This window comes from Vibrio sabulosilitoris, assembly GCF_055391395.1.
The window spans coordinates 871,852-888,258 of the sequence record NZ_AP029600.1; the positions used below are offsets into that span (position 1 = coordinate 871,852).

At 44.3% G+C, this 16,407-nt stretch carries 11 protein-coding genes; 8 read left to right on the plus strand and 3 right to left on the minus strand.

All coding sequences use genetic code 11. From position 1 onward, the window contains the following. Nucleotides 1-176 precede the first annotated feature (176 nt). Entirely contained in the window at nucleotides 177-1,190 is a 1,014-nt protein-coding gene (locus tag ACZ5R2_RS19350) for an aldo/keto reductase (RefSeq protein WP_464902979.1), read from the minus strand. A 570-nt stretch (nucleotides 1,191-1,760) separates the two neighbouring features. On the opposite strand from ACZ5R2_RS19350, the gene ACZ5R2_RS19355 reads away from it, so the two are divergent. From ACZ5R2_RS19355 to ACZ5R2_RS19380, 6 genes are all read left to right on the plus strand, one after another. Further along, nucleotides 1,761-2,168, plus strand: coding sequence for a hypothetical protein (locus ACZ5R2_RS19355; protein WP_464902978.1), 408 nt, complete (start codon nucleotides 1,761-1,763; stop codon nucleotides 2,166-2,168). A gap of 495 nt (nucleotides 2,169-2,663) precedes the next feature. Further along, complete coding sequence (locus ACZ5R2_RS19360; RefSeq protein ID WP_464902977.1) at nucleotides 2,664-2,987, plus strand: DUF6506 family protein; 324 nt, start codon at nucleotides 2,664-2,666, stop codon at nucleotides 2,985-2,987. Between the two features lie 633 nt (nucleotides 2,988-3,620). Then, on the plus strand, nucleotides 3,621-7,100 hold the full coding sequence (locus ACZ5R2_RS19365; protein ID WP_464902976.1) for a carbohydrate-binding protein: 3,480 nt from the start codon (nucleotides 3,621-3,623) through the stop codon (nucleotides 7,098-7,100). 173 nt (nucleotides 7,101-7,273) lie between these two features. Continuing rightward, nucleotides 7,274-8,632 carry an RICIN domain-containing protein gene (locus tag ACZ5R2_RS19370; RefSeq protein ID WP_464902975.1) on the plus strand — a complete coding sequence of 453 codons (1,359 nt, stop codon included), beginning with the start codon at nucleotides 7,274-7,276 and terminating at the stop codon, nucleotides 8,630-8,632. A 516-nt stretch (nucleotides 8,633-9,148) separates the two neighbouring features. Beyond that, a complete protein-coding gene (locus tag ACZ5R2_RS19375) occupies nucleotides 9,149-10,792 on the plus strand; it encodes a DUF1800 domain-containing protein (protein ID WP_464902974.1) in 1,644 nt (547 codons plus the stop codon). Continuing rightward, nucleotides 10,789-12,099 (plus strand): DUF1501 domain-containing protein, encoded by a 1,311-nt coding sequence (locus ACZ5R2_RS19380; RefSeq protein ID WP_464902973.1) that lies wholly within the window; start codon nucleotides 10,789-10,791, stop codon nucleotides 12,097-12,099. Before ACZ5R2_RS19375 ends, ACZ5R2_RS19380 begins: the two co-directional genes overlap by 4 nt. Before the next feature lie 173 nt (nucleotides 12,100-12,272). On the opposite strand, the gene ACZ5R2_RS19385 is transcribed toward ACZ5R2_RS19380, so the two are convergent. Further along, nucleotides 12,273-12,965 carry a 2'-5' RNA ligase family protein gene (locus tag ACZ5R2_RS19385; RefSeq protein ID WP_464902972.1) on the minus strand — a complete coding sequence of 231 codons (693 nt, stop codon included), beginning with the start codon at nucleotides 12,963-12,965 and terminating at the stop codon, nucleotides 12,273-12,275. A 129-nt stretch (nucleotides 12,966-13,094) separates the two neighbouring features. Next, nucleotides 13,095-13,748 carry an HAD family hydrolase gene (locus ACZ5R2_RS19390; RefSeq protein WP_464902971.1) on the minus strand — a complete coding sequence of 218 codons (654 nt, stop codon included), beginning with the start codon at nucleotides 13,746-13,748 and terminating at the stop codon, nucleotides 13,095-13,097. A gap of 299 nt (nucleotides 13,749-14,047) precedes the next feature. Here ACZ5R2_RS19390 and ACZ5R2_RS19395 point away from each other — a divergent pair, with 299 nt between their 5' ends. Together ACZ5R2_RS19395 and ACZ5R2_RS19400 are read left to right on the plus strand one after the other, a co-directional pair. Then, nucleotides 14,048-15,349, plus strand: coding sequence for a S41 family peptidase (locus tag ACZ5R2_RS19395; protein WP_464902970.1), 1,302 nt, complete (start codon nucleotides 14,048-14,050; stop codon nucleotides 15,347-15,349). A gap of 176 nt (nucleotides 15,350-15,525) precedes the next feature. Further along, a complete protein-coding gene (locus ACZ5R2_RS19400; protein ID WP_464902969.1) occupies nucleotides 15,526-16,347 on the plus strand; it encodes a protein-tyrosine phosphatase family protein in 822 nt (273 codons plus the stop codon). The last annotated feature ends 60 nt before the right edge of the window (nucleotides 16,348-16,407 follow it).

Sequence of the window (16,407 nt, forward strand, 5' to 3'; positions counted from 1 at the left end):
TATAAATAGTTAGAGTGTGTCGATTATTATGATAAGTAAAAATACTATCCGAAAAGAATAAATAATCAGTACGCCGTGTTGTTACAGTTATGAGCTGGTAGCGAGAGTCAGCGGAATATTGCAGATTAGGGAGAGAAGGACGTTTCTGTCGTTTCTCCCCCTAAACAGTCATTCATTTAGGTAAGAATGTTATTGATGGCCATGAGCTCTTCAGTAGAGAAATCTGCACAGTCTAATGCGCTCACATTATCGATTAATTGCTTAGGCGAACTGGCGCCTAGAAGAACCGATGTGACACGAGGGTCGCGCAGTAACCATACTAGGGCCATTTGTGCCAAGCTTTGCCCACGGTCGGCAGCAATCGCAGCGAGTTGATTGAGCTTGTTTAGGTGTGGTTCAATTTGCTCTGGTGCGAGATAGGAGCGTTGGTTCGCCGCCCTAGAGCTAGCAGGAATACCGGCTAAGTATTTTCCGGTAAGCATGCCCTGGGCAAGGGGGGAGAATGCGATCATGCCCAGCCCTTGAGTTTGCAGCTCATCAAGTAGGTGTTGCTCGGGTTTCCGCTCTAGCATCGAATAGCGAGATTGATTGATGATAAAAGGTGTCCCTAGATCATTAAAAATCGCTGAAATCGCTGCGGTTTGCTCAGCGCTGTAGTTGGATACGCCGACGTAAAGCGCCTTACCCTGCTTAACTAGGTGATCCAATGCCAGCGCAGTTTCCTCAAGCGGCGTGTCAGGATCTGGTCGGTGGTGATAGAAAATATCAACGTAATCAAGCTGCATTCTTTTCAATGATTGCTCGAGGCTGGCAACCAGATATTTACGTGAACCGCCGTTACCATAAGGTCCAGGCCACATATCATAACCCGCTTTAGTGGCAACAAGCAGTTCATCTCGATATGGCTTGAAGTCCATACGCAGCAGTTGAGCAAAGGTCTCCTCCGCAGAGCCGTAAGGTGGACCATAGTTATTCGCCAAGTCGAAATGGGTAATGCCAAGGTCAAAGGCGGTTCGCAGAATGCTTCTTGCGTTGGCCAAGCTATCATGCTGACCAAAGTTTTGCCACAGCCCGATAGAAAACGCAGGCAGGCGTACACCGCTTTTGCCACAGCGGCGAAAGGGTAAGGAGTCGTAACGCTCGCTTTTGGCGTGATACATCTCAACGGGTGCGTGATCATTAACTCGCATAAACTAATCCCTGTTGTCACTTAGGTAAATTGATCGAGGTGGAAGGCAATGAAGCCTGAATATACTGTGTTATGGCTCAGTGATATGAGTCATGACGCAATATATTATCATACCTTAAATCAATTTATGCCTGAAGTTAGGGTTGCGAACAGTCCAATCGCATTGTTTGGTGTACGCACGTTATCGACAAAGTCACTATCGAGTGTCAGTATTGACCGTCACGTTAGAATTGAAATAGGCACAGACATGTTTGCATCTATCTCAAAGGATATTCATCCGGCTCATATCGACACTTGACAAAATGTAATTCAATAATGACAGGTAACCACTGTTTTGAGCAATTGAAAAGATGATATGCATGATATGAAATACGCGCTACCAGTAACCAAGCCCTAATAGGTTTGAGTAGTTAGGTCTAGGAGTTTGAAGTAATGGAAAAACACTTCTAATGTTTGTTTATGCACTGCCAACTGTAAAGGCTTTTTGCTGAGAGCCAAATACCGAAGTTGCAACGGAGAGTGACTTCGAGTCATTGGTCACCAGCATCACGAGATGATGAAGGAACAACCCATGGGTAAATTACGTCCGCTAGCGCTGTATGTTGCGGCACTTTCTGCTGGTCTGGCGATATTTCCCGCTTATGCGTCAGTGAAAGCGGGTATGGGTGTTGATCTTGGGCTAGGGGTTAACCTGAAGGTTGACGACACGGTCAATGTCTTCATTGGTAATGATGGATTTGCTCTAGACTACCATTTCGAAACAGGGGTTTTTTCAAGTGGGGAACCCGTTCGATATTTTGTCGGTGTTGGTGGCTGGACAGATTGGGATGATGATTTTGGTGTGCGAGTACCGCTAGGCTTAGATTGGCGCTTTGCTCCGAGCTGGAACCTAACAGGTCAACTCAACCCAGCCTTACAAGTTCAAGATAAGACCAAATTTAAGATTGGCGTGGGCCTTGGAGTAACCTATCAATTTTAGTTTTATGACAGCATTATCTTTGTGCCCAACGAACCGGACCAACTCGTCATGATAAGGAAGAAGGCAGAGTACAACATCCAGACCATGCTATCAGTTCTGAGGATTTAAAATCTGTTAGACCAATTAGTGGCAGCGTTGATACGCTTAATTGAGTTATTTATCTAGAGTGCTCCTGCGTACATATGGTTATGCACATCGGTGTGGGCTAACTCTAAGTGTACATACGGATTAAGATATGATAGGTTTGCATACTCCTAAACTTGCTTGATCAAATCGCCTCAATCCAAACAGTTTAATCTGTTAACAAATTATGAATCTAGCCTGACTAAGTTAAGCTGGAGCATAGGTTGTAGCTAATCGCTGAAGTTAAATCGACTTTTCAAAATACTTATGTTGTCACTCTATACCTAAAGATTATTTAATGTCATTTTACACATCTGTAAATGACGTGCGAATATATACGGTAATTGTTCACACGAAAAATAAGGTATAACAATGAAGCTAAAAGCAGCATTTATATTTGTCGCACCAGATGCGGATAGTAAAATTCATCGCTCTATCATTGACACGCCAGTTGTTGAGCTCACCAGCGTCGGAGTCAAAGATTATCAGCAAGCAGAGGAGTTAGTCAGTGAATTGATCTCATCGGGTATATCAGCTATTGAGCTGTGTGGCGGCTTTGGTAGCGAAGGGGTGGCTCGGGTGAGTAAAGCCGTCAAGGGCAGAGCAGCGGTTGGTGTGGTTAGGTTTGATAATCATCCGGGGCTGGAGTTTCAAAGTGGTGACCAGATATTTAGAGAACTTGTATCTGAAGTATGATGTTCAATATGACTGGTTTTTAAATTAGCTTTTACTACCCATAAGCCCTCAAGTTGAACTCTCAGCTTGAGGGCTTATAATAAATCAGCAACTATAATCAAAGCCTGGTGATTAATAAACATTTATTCGCTTGCTAGTTGCATGGTTGTCTCTACTTTTTAGCTTAAATATATTAATCTCAATTAATCGCATATTGTGTGGTTTATTTATCGCACATTGTTTGGTTTAATCTCTGCTCCTCATTAGAGTAAAGGTATTAATTCTCTCTCCCTCACTTGAGTTTCTGGAATACTAATGAACTTATTTTATTTCTTTGTGGTTATTGCTCTGTTTTTATGTCACAAAATTGATGATTGTTGTAAATAAAATTATAAGATTACATGCCGCACGAGTTTGATGTTGCTCATACCTATTCAAATTAATCGCATAAAAAACAAAAAAAGGCGAGCTATGATCAACCAAAGTTTATTAATTGGTACTATGATTTTTTGCGTCTGGTTGCCCAATGTTGCGTAGGTGTGTGTAGTTGCGTTTTTTTGTTGTCTTTGGCTAATCAGGACAAGAGTTAACCATCAGGTTACTCACCAAACTATCTAATTAGTTAACTGTACGTTCAGTTTTAAAGGACACGTAATGAAAAAACAAACAGATAAGAACCTTTTGTCATGTGCTCTCGCTGTCTCAATTGGTCTGATTGCTTTCGCAAATGCCAGTGATCATGTTATCCGAGTTGAGGCAGAGGCTTTTGACTATTCAGAGGGAACTTTTCCCGATGGACAGCCTAATCCAGTGAGCATATACAGTACTGATGCCGGAGAGGCGATCAACTTTGTCAATCGAGGTGATTTGGTTGGTTATTATGTTGATATATCAGAAGAGGGTATGTATCAAGTCACCTATCAGGTCGCTACGGCGACGAGTCAGGGGGCGGAGATTGTTCTCCAAGTCAACGATAATGGAGTATGGAAAAATTACGCACAGCTGCCAGTTTCTGCAAGTGGTTGGGACACCTATTACCCACTAACATCAACCACCCAGGTGCCGCTTGTTGCCGGTACAAATGAGCTACGAGTGTTAGCCTCCGGGACTGCCGATTGGCAATGGAATTTAGATTACCTCGAACTCATGCGTATGGGGCCGATTGATACGCCAACAGATCCCAACCCTCCGGTTGATCCACCAACTGGGGAAGAACCGATTACGGTTGATGGGAGCTTCACTCTGGAGGCTGAGTGGTATCAAGGTAGCAAGGGGGAATTAAGTACTTACACTATCGACGGCAGAACTGCGGTTAACTATTTTAATTCAGGCGATCATATCGAGTTCTATGTCGACCAAAAGCAGCCGGGTTTATACAGTGTGAGCTTCGACTTAGCAACCGAACATAGTGACGGTGTGGTCGCAGAACTCTACGCTACTAATGAAGCCAACGAGCTTAAATTAGTCAACTCAACTTCGATCAGCAGCCCTTATCGAGACTGGGATCGTTACTTTAACGCTCCAGCAGCGAGCCGTTTTAACTTTTTTGCAGGGGTAACGACCTTGCGTCTCGTTGGGGCTGGGAGTGAAGATTTTCAGTTTAATATCGATAAACTCAACTTCGTGAGAGAGGGTGACATTGATTTGTCTCTTGATTCTGATGGCGATGGGATACCGGATATTTCAGACCAATGTCCCAACAGTCCAATCGATGAGATAGCGGATGAGTTCGGTTGTACTCCATCGCAAAAAGACTCAGATAATGATGGCATCAATGATGCTATCGACCAGTGTCCAGATACGCCAGAAGGTGACTTTGTCGATGAGGTAGGCTGTACTAGCACCGGTAGCGATGATGATGACTTTGATGGCATTCCAAATGCACTTGATATGTGTCCGGATACACCGTTTGGCGATAATGTTGACTCGAATGGGTGTTCGTTGACGGTTTCCAATGATGATGACCAAGATGGTGTTGAGAACGCATACGACATGTGTCCAAATACCCCACTTGATGAAATTGCAGATAGAAATGGATGTTCACCGTCACAATTAGCCATTCCGCATTCAGTGAACGTGGATATCAATGCGAATTTCCGTCACTCGGTGAATGGGGTGGATGATTTTGGTCGCTCAAGACATATCACTATGCATAGTGGGATATATGAGCAGGATTGGAATGGGCATCATGACAAGCTAAATTACCTACTCAATACCCTCGACGTGTACTTTGGCCGCGACAATGGGACCGCAACCTGGCGCTTTAATGAAACTTTAGAAGATCCTAACAAGACGAATTGGCCAGATCTTGACTGGATGGTTTCTCGTGGTGAAACACTGAGAAAGCTCTATGACGACAATCCGTTTTATCAACGCTTCGCGCTTGAAAAAACGGAGTTGATCGCTGGCACGAACCCACACCCAACTTATCCAACCTTAAGCTGGTACCCAAATGGAATTACCTACACAGGTTGGCAGCCGAAAAATATTGAAACCTCGGCGGCTTGGATGGCGCAATACCTGAAACACTATTACGCCAATGCGTCGAATGGCTATGTCGGTGAGCCGATGCCTAAATACTGGGAGGTCATAAACGAACCAGACATGTTGTTGAAAACTGGACAGTTTATGGTTTCAAACCAGGAAGCAGTGTGGCGTTATCATGCCTTAGTTGCTCAACAGGTACGAGAGGCATTGGGTGCGGATGCACCACTCATTGGGGGGATGACCTGGGGACAGCATGATTTTTATCGCAGAGACGGTATTTCTCGCTTCGCCGATGATAATTATGACCAGTGGATTGAAGACGAAGAAGCAAGAGCTTTCTACCGCGATGCGATGACGACTGATGTTGATGATACCCGCGAAAGTGATTGGTATCAGTGGGACGTTATGTGGCGCGGATTTATGGACCTTGCTGGCGATGAGATGGACTTCTACTCCGTGCACATTTATGACTGGCCACACAAAGATGATGCTGATAAAGCTGGGGTAATCCGTCGTGGCGGTCATGTCCAAGCAATGCTGGATATGATGGAGTGGTACGATGTTAATCGCGGTGGTATTGCATCAAGAAAGCCGATTGTGATGTCAGAGTACGGGGCGGTTCAGGGTGCTTGGGAGCCATTGCCGCATGAAGAGCGTTACGATATCGAAAACTTGAAAGCGTTCAATGGTATGTTGATGCAATTCTTGCAAAGACCAGACTATGTGATCAAGTCAATGCCATTTACCCCTGCCAAGCCAATATGGGGTTATATGCCGGGCGGTTGTGCATACGATGCTTCTGTGGCTTGTACAGCGCCATACCATTACAGCATGTTAATGGAAAGTGCGCTCAATAATGGTGATTGGCAGTGGACCTCTTACATCAAGTTCTTTGAGTTGTGGGCCGATATTGATGGTACCAGAGTCCGCTCTCATTCTTCGGATATTGATGTTCAAGTTGACGCCTATGTGAATGACAATGAACTGTTCATTATGCTCAATAACCTGGAAGAATATCCATCAGCAGTCAATCTTGGAGTGTTTGGCATTTCAGAAGATGAGGTGGAAAATGTAGAAATGCGCCACCTTTACTATGAACACAACACAGAAACGATCCTCGATAGACGTCATAGTAAAGTGCTGCCAAGCCGTGTTCAGTTGGCCGCTGATGGCACGATGATGCTACGAGTTACGTTAAAGCAGCCAGTGGTTGTCGACCAGCTGGTTGAAGAGCATAAGTACTTTGGTGAGAGTGTGAGCGGCGGTACTGTGCCACACAGAATCTCGGTCAACGGTGGTGCTAAGTCGCTAAATGTTAACCAAGTCAGCTTGCCTGAAGGTTCAGCTGAAGCCATGGTAAGGCTCACTGTGTCCTTGTACCCTGATGCCGATGATATCGTTGGTGGTCTGTTGACGCTTAACTCTATGTATGTCAATGGTCAAAAGATCGATACACCGATTGATTGGCGAGGGCCAGCGAAAAATAATGCCGAGCGCATTTTCACTACCATGGAAATTCCAGTACCTGTTGATGTGCTCAAACAGGATAATCAGATCTCTGTCGACTTTAAGCATAACGGTGAATTAACTGCAACCAGTATTGTAATTTGGGATTACAGTTCACAGCCCCAGCAGCAAATTCAGTGATAGATAAAATTATATATAGATAACCATTAAAAAATAGAGTAGCTAGTTAATAGCTACTCTATTTAACCATTCACAAGATTAGTTTGATTTAAACGGTAAGTTCAAAGGCAGACAAGTGCACATTATTGAACTTGCATTGTTAATATTAAGCAAAGTACGAAAGGTTTCAAAGAATGATAAATGTATCTCGATTTACTTGTATATTGTTGCCGGCACTGGCATCAATAGGCGCGATGGCTAATGATTGGCAAGATATTCCAATCCCGGCGAAGCTAGATGATGGGCAGACATGGGAATTGCAGGAGGCTTACTCTGATTCATTTAACTATGCCGGGAAAGGGTCAAGTTTCTCAGAAAAATGGAACGATACCTATTTTCACGGTTGGACTGGTCCAGGACTGACTTATTGGCAGCAGGAAGAATCATGGGTGGCCGATGGCAACTTAATCATCAGTGCATCTCGAAGACAGGGGACCAACATGGTAAATGCTGGTGTAGTGACCTCAAAAACTAAGGTTAAATACCCTATTTTCCTAGAAGCAAGCATTAAAGTAAGTGGATTGGAACTCTCCTCTAACTTCTGGCTACTCAGTGAAGACGATCAACGTGAGATTGATGTGTTGGAAGTCTATGGTGGGGCAGAAGATGAATGGTTTGCCAAGAATATGTCGACAAACTTCCATGTATTCCTACGCAATAATGACAATAGTATTCGCAGTGATTTCAACGACCAAACACATAATGAACCTCCTTGGGGAACTTATTGGCGTGATGGCTTCCACCGTTTTGGTGTTTACTGGAAAAGTCCGACGGAGGTTACTTTTTACATCAATGGGGTACAGACACCTAAGGGCTCGTGGGAGCAAGTGGTCATGAAGGACAAAGACTACACTGGTGCTATTCTTGACAAGTCAGTCTATAACATGGATCGAGAAATGTTCATTATCTTAGATACAGAAGATCATGATTGGCGCTCTCAAGCAGGAAACATCGCGAAGGATGAGGACCTCGCCAACCCTAGTAAGAACAAAATGTATGTTGACTGGATACGTGTATATAAACCCACTGGAGGAGGGAGTGGCGATGCAATCACACCCCCGTCGGGAATGACCAATCTTCAGTTCATTCATAGCGACCGCTGCATCGATGTTAAAGATGGTGCGACATGGAATGGAAGCCCTTACCAACAGTGGACATGCAATACATCGAATGATAATCAACGTTTCGAATTTCTGCCTGTCAGTAATGATGAGTATCTGATTCAGTCCAAGCAAAGCCAATTATGTGTAGAGCTAGAACCGAGCAGCACGCAGTGGCAGGACGGAGCTGAGATTCAGCAATACGTCTGTAATTCAGCTGAAAATAATCAACGCTGGACTTTGTTTGATAAGGGTAGCAATACTTTTGAGCTACGCAACGTAACAACAGGTAAATGTTTAGAAATAGCCGATAGTTCAACAGCAAATGGTGGGCTTTTACAGCAATGGTCTTGTGATGGTGGCAATAACCAAAGATTACGCTTCATGCAGTAAAACTTGTTGCTCTTGATGCACTGGGTTTATCTGGTGTGTCAGTTAGAGCCACAAAGTGACAAGCGAAGGGCTGGTGTTGCAAGAATACCAGCCCGTACTATTCATTATGGTGTTGAATTTATCTAGCGTAAACTCGCAGCAGTGGCTGAGCAACGCTAACTATAAAGTAGGGTACGTATTGCTACTTACTAACTAATATTGTCGTCGGGTAAGAATTTAGTCGATTTTGGCTATGGTGTCGATGACTCTGTCCATACTTTCAGCAGCTAGGTAGGGGCAATTAATATTTTTATCGATGAGATGATGAGGTCAAACATTGCTTGTGTGATGAATAGGTAGTAGGCCGACTTTTTCCTAGTGCATGTACGCTCGACAGTAGTTAGACCAATCTTAAAGTCATTTTTATGACAAATTTGCAAATTTGAACCCATCACACATTTAATTTGGGGCTCGATTGCTGAGTTCCCTCTGTTTGGATATCGTCCTGCGACATCGTTTGCGAATAGGGTATTTGAGTTGTTTTTTGTATTAAAACGTTCTGGGCTTCAATGGCTTGTTAGTCTTTTAATTCTCTCGGCGTGTGGTAGTGACAACAGCACCGAAAATGAACCTGCTATTCCCCTGACCCAAGACCAGCGTTATGACCTGCTTTATCGGTCAACCTTTGGTCCTGAGCCTGGCTCCTATCAAGAATTAACCCAGTTAGGCTATGTAGCTTGGCTGAATAAACAGTTTTCGATGACCCCGAGTCTGCACTCTGTTCGCCTCCAGGAGTATCCGCTCGAGGGGGATAAAGACAGTTACAACCAAGCAGACAGAGCGGCCGTGTGGTGGGATCTCAGCCTTAATGCACCCGATCAGCTGAGGCAACGTGTCGCGTTTGCCCTGAGCGAGATTTTTGTGATTTCACGTTATGGTGCAAGCCTGAATGGGCGCGCACTAGAGATGACCGACTACTATGATATGCTAGTCACTCACGCATTCGGTAACTATCGAGATTTGATTGAATCGGTGACACTTCATGCTGCAATGGGTGACTACTTATCTATGATGGCCAATCAAAAGGCCGCCCCTGAGCGCAACCGTTACCCTGATGAAAACTATGCTCGAGAAGTCATGCAACTGTTCAGTATTGGCCTGTATGAGCTAAACGCCGATGGAACAGAGAAACGCGATAGCCAAGGGCAACTGATCCCGACCTACTCCCAAGATGATATTGAAAACTTAGCCCGCGTATTCACCGGCTGGCACATCGCGGACAAAAACAAACCGGGGTGGGGCTCGAAGGATGGCAATTGGTTGGTGCCAATGATCGCTTACCCTGAGTATCATGACGACGAGGAGAAGGTCGTGATGGGCGAGGTGTTTGTGCAAGGGCAAACCGCCGAGCAAGACATGGCGCAAGCAATGGATATGTTGCTCAATCATCCCAATACCGGGCCGTTTATCAGTAAGCACCTGATCCAAAGGTTGGTCACCTCAAACCCATCTCCAGCGTATGTTGCCCGAGTGAGTGCACTGTTCGCTGATAATGGTCGAGGAGTTAGGGGCGATCTTCAAGCGGTGATCCGCGCGGTGTTAACCGATAGTGAAGCGCTGAGCGGCGGTGAACATTCACCCGTTAAGCTTAAAGAGCCTTTGATTGCGATGGCAAACTTCTTGCGCGCCTTCGAAGCCAAGTCCGCCGATCCCTCGGGACGCTTTCATAACTCCATTGGCACGTTTGGGTCATATGGACAATCCCCACTTGGCTCACCCAGTGTGTTCAATTTTTTCTCTCCAGACTACGCACCCAGTGGCGAGATAGCCGATGCAAACAAGGTCGCGCCAGAGTTTGAGATCCTAAGCTGGAACAACTTCATTCTCACCAATAATCAACTTTGGTCAGCAACGGGCCGAACCAACTATGAAGGTGAAACCAACCCGAGCCGGATTGTGATCAATACGAAACCTTTGGAGGCGATGGCCAATGACCACTTGGCATTGATTGATGAGATTGATCGGCGCTTGCTGTCGCAAAGAATGAGTGAGCCGTTGAGAGCCATATTACTCGAGAGCTTAGAGGAACTGCGCGACACACAGCAAAGCTTAAAAGTGCGTAACGCTCTTTATATGGTGGTGACCAGTCAAGAATTTCATATAGAGGAGATTGCGCAATGATTACACGTCGTCAACTATTGGCTGCGATGGCATCGACCCCCATCGTCTCAATGATGGATATGGGCTCTGCCCATGCGCAGCCAAATAATGATTATAAAGCCCTTGTTTGCGTATTTTTGTTTGGTGGAAATGATGGCTTCAATATGTTGGTGCCAAGCGATAACAAGCACTACGATGAGTATGCGGCAGCTCGGCCTGATATTGCCCTTGCTCAAGAGTCCTTGTTGCCTATATCGTTGAACACCGACTCTGATTTGAGGCTGGGTTTACATCCCTCAATGAGCCATCTTCAAACTCTTTGTAACCAAGGAAAAATGGTTGCCATTGCTAACAGCGGTGTCTTGATCGAGCCCTCGACCAAAGCGGGTCTAGAGGATGGCACTCACGCTATGCCGCCATTTTTGTTTTCTCACAATTCACAGCAAGAGGAGTGGCAACGCGGGTGGTCTGGGAGTAATACCACGTTGGGCTGGGCAGGGCGTTTGATGGATGTGCTCAGCGCCGATAGTGATGGCGTCAGTCCAATGTTTAGTCTTAATGGATATGCACAGCTACTCAATGGCAGTGAATATACCGCCAACCTGATAAATGGCTCATCATTGCCGCAAATCAATGCCATCAAAAATGACTTACGCCGTAGGAGCTTTGAACAGGTGATGAGCCTCTCTCCACGCACAGCGTTTGGCAGAGAGTTCGATCGTGTTAAGGGGGATTCAATCGCAATACGCAATATGCTCGCAGCGGCGATTGATTCAGTCCCAGAAGAAGATCATTTTCCGAACCTATCGCTAAGTAATCAGTTGCATACGGTCGCGCGATTGATCAAGTCAAGCGATCAGCTTGGGCATCAAAAACAAATCTATTTTGTTGGCTTCGGTGGCTTTGATACCCACGCTAACCAATTGGAAGACCATGCAATATTGATGAGCAACTTGAGTCAGTCTCTGGCCGCATTTAATCAGTCAATGGAAGCATCAGGGCTAAGTGATAAGGTGACAACAATGACGATGTCTGATTTTGGTCGGCGCTTGGCAAGCAACGGCAGTGGAACCGACCACGGCTGGGCGAGTAATCACCTTATAATGGGCGGCGCGTTAAATAGCGGGCAGCTATATGGACAATGGCCATCGTTAGTCCTTGATGGAGAGAATGATTTCAATAAAGGGCGCATGATCCCAACCACCTCCGTAGAGCAAATTGGCGCGACCATCGCGAAATGGATGGGTGTGACCAGCGATAGCGCAATGGATTATATCTTTCCAAATTTAGCCAACTTTTCAGTAAAAGACTTAGGCTTTTTAAAATAATGAAGCGTGGGTTAGTCTCGAACTATCTCTATCAAAGCACTTGCGGACAAATTTGCGGGTGCTCCTAATACGTAAAATCAGCTTAACCGCAATCATTTTACACGGGTGTAGTGACATCGATTGGGCTATACCCGTGATTTTTCTTAGGCAGAGAAGCTATTAGTTAACACCTATCAACCACCAAGAGGGATGTTAGAGATAATATTTGTTTTGCTTTTCATGTTATAGCAATCATGAACCACAAGGGAGACATTATTAATAGTTAAAGTATTAAGGGCTTTATCACTAAGTTTATAGTTCACTTTTTGTAGTGCTGAAGAGTTACAAAGCTCATCATTGAAACGACAAAATGTAATATGAGCGATTTTTGATTCGTAACGCTCTTGATAGGCTAGGTTCATTTGTTTGAGTTTTTTCCTAATTTCTTGCCTAATCGAATAGACCTTCATACAATCAAAGCCCTTTACAAATCCTGCCATATCAGTAAAAAGAACACCATTTAGACTGACTTGAAACGATGCAATACCACTAAACAGGTCCTCAAAGGTATTCTTATATTTTTCAAGTTGACTATCAGAAATACTAAAATCAGATACAGCAGGGAAAATATCAAACAATGTAATGTGAAGGTCTTCCTGAGGGTACATATATAAGCAACCCTTGAATTCATCGTAATTGGAAAGTAAAGCAGAGTAGTTTGAAAATTGGGATCCAATCGAGCAAATCAGTGACAATCCAAATCGATTATCTATGCAGCCTGGCATAAGATAGGGGTCAATCTTTACACTACCTTTGGCCAAATTATCAACATGCATATCTTCGATTTTCTGATAATTTAGCTGAAGTTCCTTAAGTTTGTTGTGCATACGTTACTGTTCCTTAGCAAATAATGCAAAGATCCCTTGATGAAGGGCTTGTACTTAACAAGCCCGATAATAATAAGCTATTAGCCGGGACCTTATTGAATAGCTGTCATAGTGAGACAACCCTAGTTCTTATTGAACAAGGCTGATGTCGAACTGGTCAAAATGGGTTATAACATCGTGGCCGTAATGCGAGTAATCGTCATCAATTGAGTTAACAATGATAACCTTGCCAGCTTTCGCCGCCTCGGCCGAGATAATACCAGTTTGTGAATCTTCGAACACAATTGCTTGCTCCGGTGCACAGCCTAATTTTTCCATTGCGGCTTCGAAGATATCCGGGCTAGGTTTACTCTCAATCTTACCATTATTGTAAACAATACTGTCTATTGAGAACCATCTATCAAGGTCATAGTTATCAAAGAAAAAACGGATATTCTCGATACCAGATGATGTTGCGATGGTAAATGTAATTTGTTTCTCTTTCAACAGATCAAGGAATTCAACCACTCCTGGCCTAAGAGTTAACTTCTCTTCCAAGCATAGGTTTTGATAAATCAGCTCTTTTTCCAAGGTATACTTTTGAATCTCAGCATCTGTCAGGCTCTGATTGAAGAGCTCTTTGAAGATAAATTGGTTTTGTTTGCCATGGATGATTTCATTTTTTTCAGCATCACTGAGAAAAAAGTCATGTTTTTCTAAAAAAATATCCCATGCCTGATTATGGAGATGTGTGTCCCAAAGCAAGGTTCCATTGAAATCAAAAATGATTGCCTTATACGTCATAGCATTTCCTTCTTATGCTTACATCATTATCAGACCAAGCGTCACGCGCTGGTATGAAATTCATTCCACGATACAAAATCGTTGAGCCATAAACGTTGAATGTCAATGGAGAATGTTGTTTGATTTTAGCTTGTTGAGAAACGAAGCCGTCTTGACTCTGGACAATAAAACGACACAAATCCCCCTACTGAGCTCAAAGCTTCTTCAAGCTAATAGTCAATGAAATCTTTGACTTAGCTTTCTTTCTGCCGTTAACCTATGCATTATCCTGAAGACAGTGATGAAAGGAAGCGCCAGGTATGTGTGACAAGACTGTATTGCTCAGCGAGGGAGATTTATCAGTTGAGGATAGGATCTTCGGCTTATCTCTTTTCTGGAAGGAAGCGAGCTACAATTTTGCCTACTTTCATCAAGTCCCAGAACTGGATTTCGACAAGGCATACTGGGAATACTTGACCAAAGCAGTCGAGCCACAATCGACTTTCCAGTATTACCAACTGCTAATGGAGTTTTGTGCACTACTCAAAGATGGGCATACAAACATCTACTTACCTCCTGAATTAGAAGCCCAATCTATAGACTGGCCATGTATTGAGCTGCAAGAAGTCGCGGGTAAAGCTGTGATAATCTCCGTTGCTGAAGCACTCATTGACCTGGTTCCTCCGGGCTCAGTGCTGACTAACATTGATGGTGATGAGGTTATGGATTACTTACAGAAAAATATCCTTCGTTATATCGCTGCTTCATCGCCACATGTACGAAATGATTTGGCAATCTCAACAGCGTTACATGGCAAGCCTTACTCAAGCGTTAAAATTGATTTCATTACTCCAAATGGCGCACATCGGCAGCAGTTGCTCCAGCGCAACGGGCGAACTTATAACGGACAATATCAGTCACTAAAGCTTAAATCAGTGAGTAATGCAGCTTTGACTTTCGAGAAAGTTAGCGATGACATTGCATATGTTGGTTTAGGTAGCTTTGATAGGCCTGCAATAGTAGATGAGTTTGAATCACTGGTACCAAAATTTAACCACCTGTCTGGATTAGTGATTGACCTGAGGTTCAATGGTGGCGGGGATACTCGAGTTGCTGCACAAATACTATCCCACCTGACAGATTGTGAGTTGCTCGGATCGAAATGGTATACACGTAAGCATATAGCGGCGTATCGGAGTTGGGGAGCCGTTATACCTGAGTATCAATGTTACGCTTCAGATGATGTTTGGGTGGAGGGCTCGAATGATCCAGTTAGCCCTCAAGGTAAAGGATACCCTGATTTGCCTATCGTTATGTTGATAGGGAGGTATACAGCCTCTGCAGCAGAGGATTTCTTGATTTATGCGAGCGCAATGAAAAATGTTACAACAATGGGTGAGAGAACGTGTGGTAGTACCGGCCAACCTATTTTTGGCGAACTCCCAGGGGGAGGGGGTTATAGAATATGTGCTAAGCGTGATACCTACCCAAATGGTGAAGACTTCGTCGGAGTTGGCATAGAGCCGGACCTATACATAGATAAAACTCTTGATGATACCTTGAATAAAGTCGACACGGTAAAAGAGCGGGCATTGCAGTTTCTACGAGAGTTAACCGGTTAGATTTAGATGACTTATCAGGTGGGTTGGTAACGGGTGCACTTTCAAACATTGTAATAATTGCTCCGTTTCGTACAGCGCTGTTTAACTTGTCCTGCCATACCAGTCCAGCTTGACTCTATGTTCCTCGCGTCTGTAATCTAACCGTGAAATAACACTTCCAGCGAAAAAGGACGAATATGCAAGATAAGCACGGTTTTGATACTGCTGGTGTTGATAGCGCAAAATTGCTAATGGGAATTAAGGGACCGGCTGAGCGTCTACTCTTCGAACCCAAAAGAGATAGATTCAACCTATCACACAGCGTTAAGACAAGCGTCCGCAGAGACTTAAACGCGAATTTCATTGCAGTTGATGGGCTCAATATTGCCATTGCGACTCAGTATCCCTACCAACATCAAGTAGAGGCACAGCTACAGTTGTTGGTAGATAATAGAACTCCGGTATTAGTTGTGCTTGCAAGTAGCAACGACATCTTTAATGACAACTTGCCGAGGTATTTTGCACTCTCTGAGAAGTATGGAGAAATATCGACAAGATGCACGCATGAACGTTCAATCTCCTTAGCTATGGCGACCAGATTGGAAATCCATCGCTTGGAAATCTCAGGTTACAAAGCTACTGTCAGTGTTCCCGTCATTCACGTGCACAATTGGCCAGATCATCACACGATAGATATAGATGCCACACTTGAACTCGTTGATATTATTGAATCGATTGCGGCTGATAAGAGAAACTTTTACGCACAGAGAAACAGCCGGGCCGTCGGGGATGCCAAAAGAATGTTGCCAGTAATACACTGCCGTGCGGGCGTTGGCAGGACGGGTCAAACCATTGCTGCGATGGTAATGACAAAGTGGCCCCAGTTGAGTCTATTATCCATTGTGAGGGACCTGAGGGTATCTCGAAACAACCATATGATCCAAACCCAGGCTCAAATGGACACCTTGGTCAGGTTGAATCAGCACTTGCAGAGTCAGGGAGATATGGCTTGCAGATAGTGTCAGAGATGAAGAAAATTATAATCATAGGGTCTGCGGGCTCGGGTAAATCGAAGCTTT

What these genes read in the sequence shown, in the direction of transcription:
- ACZ5R2_RS19350 (WP_464902979.1), bottom strand. Translation starts at nt 1,190, where the DNA reads ATGCGAGTTAATGATCACGCACCCGTTGAGATGTATCACGCCAAAAGC.
- ACZ5R2_RS19355 (WP_464902978.1), top strand. Translation starts at nt 1,761, where the DNA reads ATGGGTAAATTACGTCCGCTAGCGCTGTATGTTGCGGCACTTTCTGCT.
- ACZ5R2_RS19360 (WP_464902977.1), top strand. Translation starts at nt 2,664, where the DNA reads ATGAAGCTAAAAGCAGCATTTATATTTGTCGCACCAGATGCGGATAGT.
- ACZ5R2_RS19365 (WP_464902976.1), top strand. Translation starts at nt 3,621, where the DNA reads ATGAAAAAACAAACAGATAAGAACCTTTTGTCATGTGCTCTCGCTGTC.
- ACZ5R2_RS19370 (WP_464902975.1), top strand. Translation starts at nt 7,274, where the DNA reads ATGATAAATGTATCTCGATTTACTTGTATATTGTTGCCGGCACTGGCA.
- ACZ5R2_RS19380 (WP_464902973.1), top strand. Translation starts at nt 10,789, where the DNA reads ATGATTACACGTCGTCAACTATTGGCTGCGATGGCATCGACCCCCATC.
- ACZ5R2_RS19385 (WP_464902972.1), bottom strand. Translation starts at nt 12,965, where the DNA reads ATGCACAACAAACTTAAGGAACTTCAGCTAAATTATCAGAAAATCGAA.
- ACZ5R2_RS19390 (WP_464902971.1), bottom strand. Translation starts at nt 13,748, where the DNA reads ATGACGTATAAGGCAATCATTTTTGATTTCAATGGAACCTTGCTTTGG.
- ACZ5R2_RS19395 (WP_464902970.1), top strand. Translation starts at nt 14,048, where the DNA reads ATGTGTGACAAGACTGTATTGCTCAGCGAGGGAGATTTATCAGTTGAG.
- ACZ5R2_RS19400 (WP_464902969.1), top strand. Translation starts at nt 15,526, where the DNA reads ATGCAAGATAAGCACGGTTTTGATACTGCTGGTGTTGATAGCGCAAAA.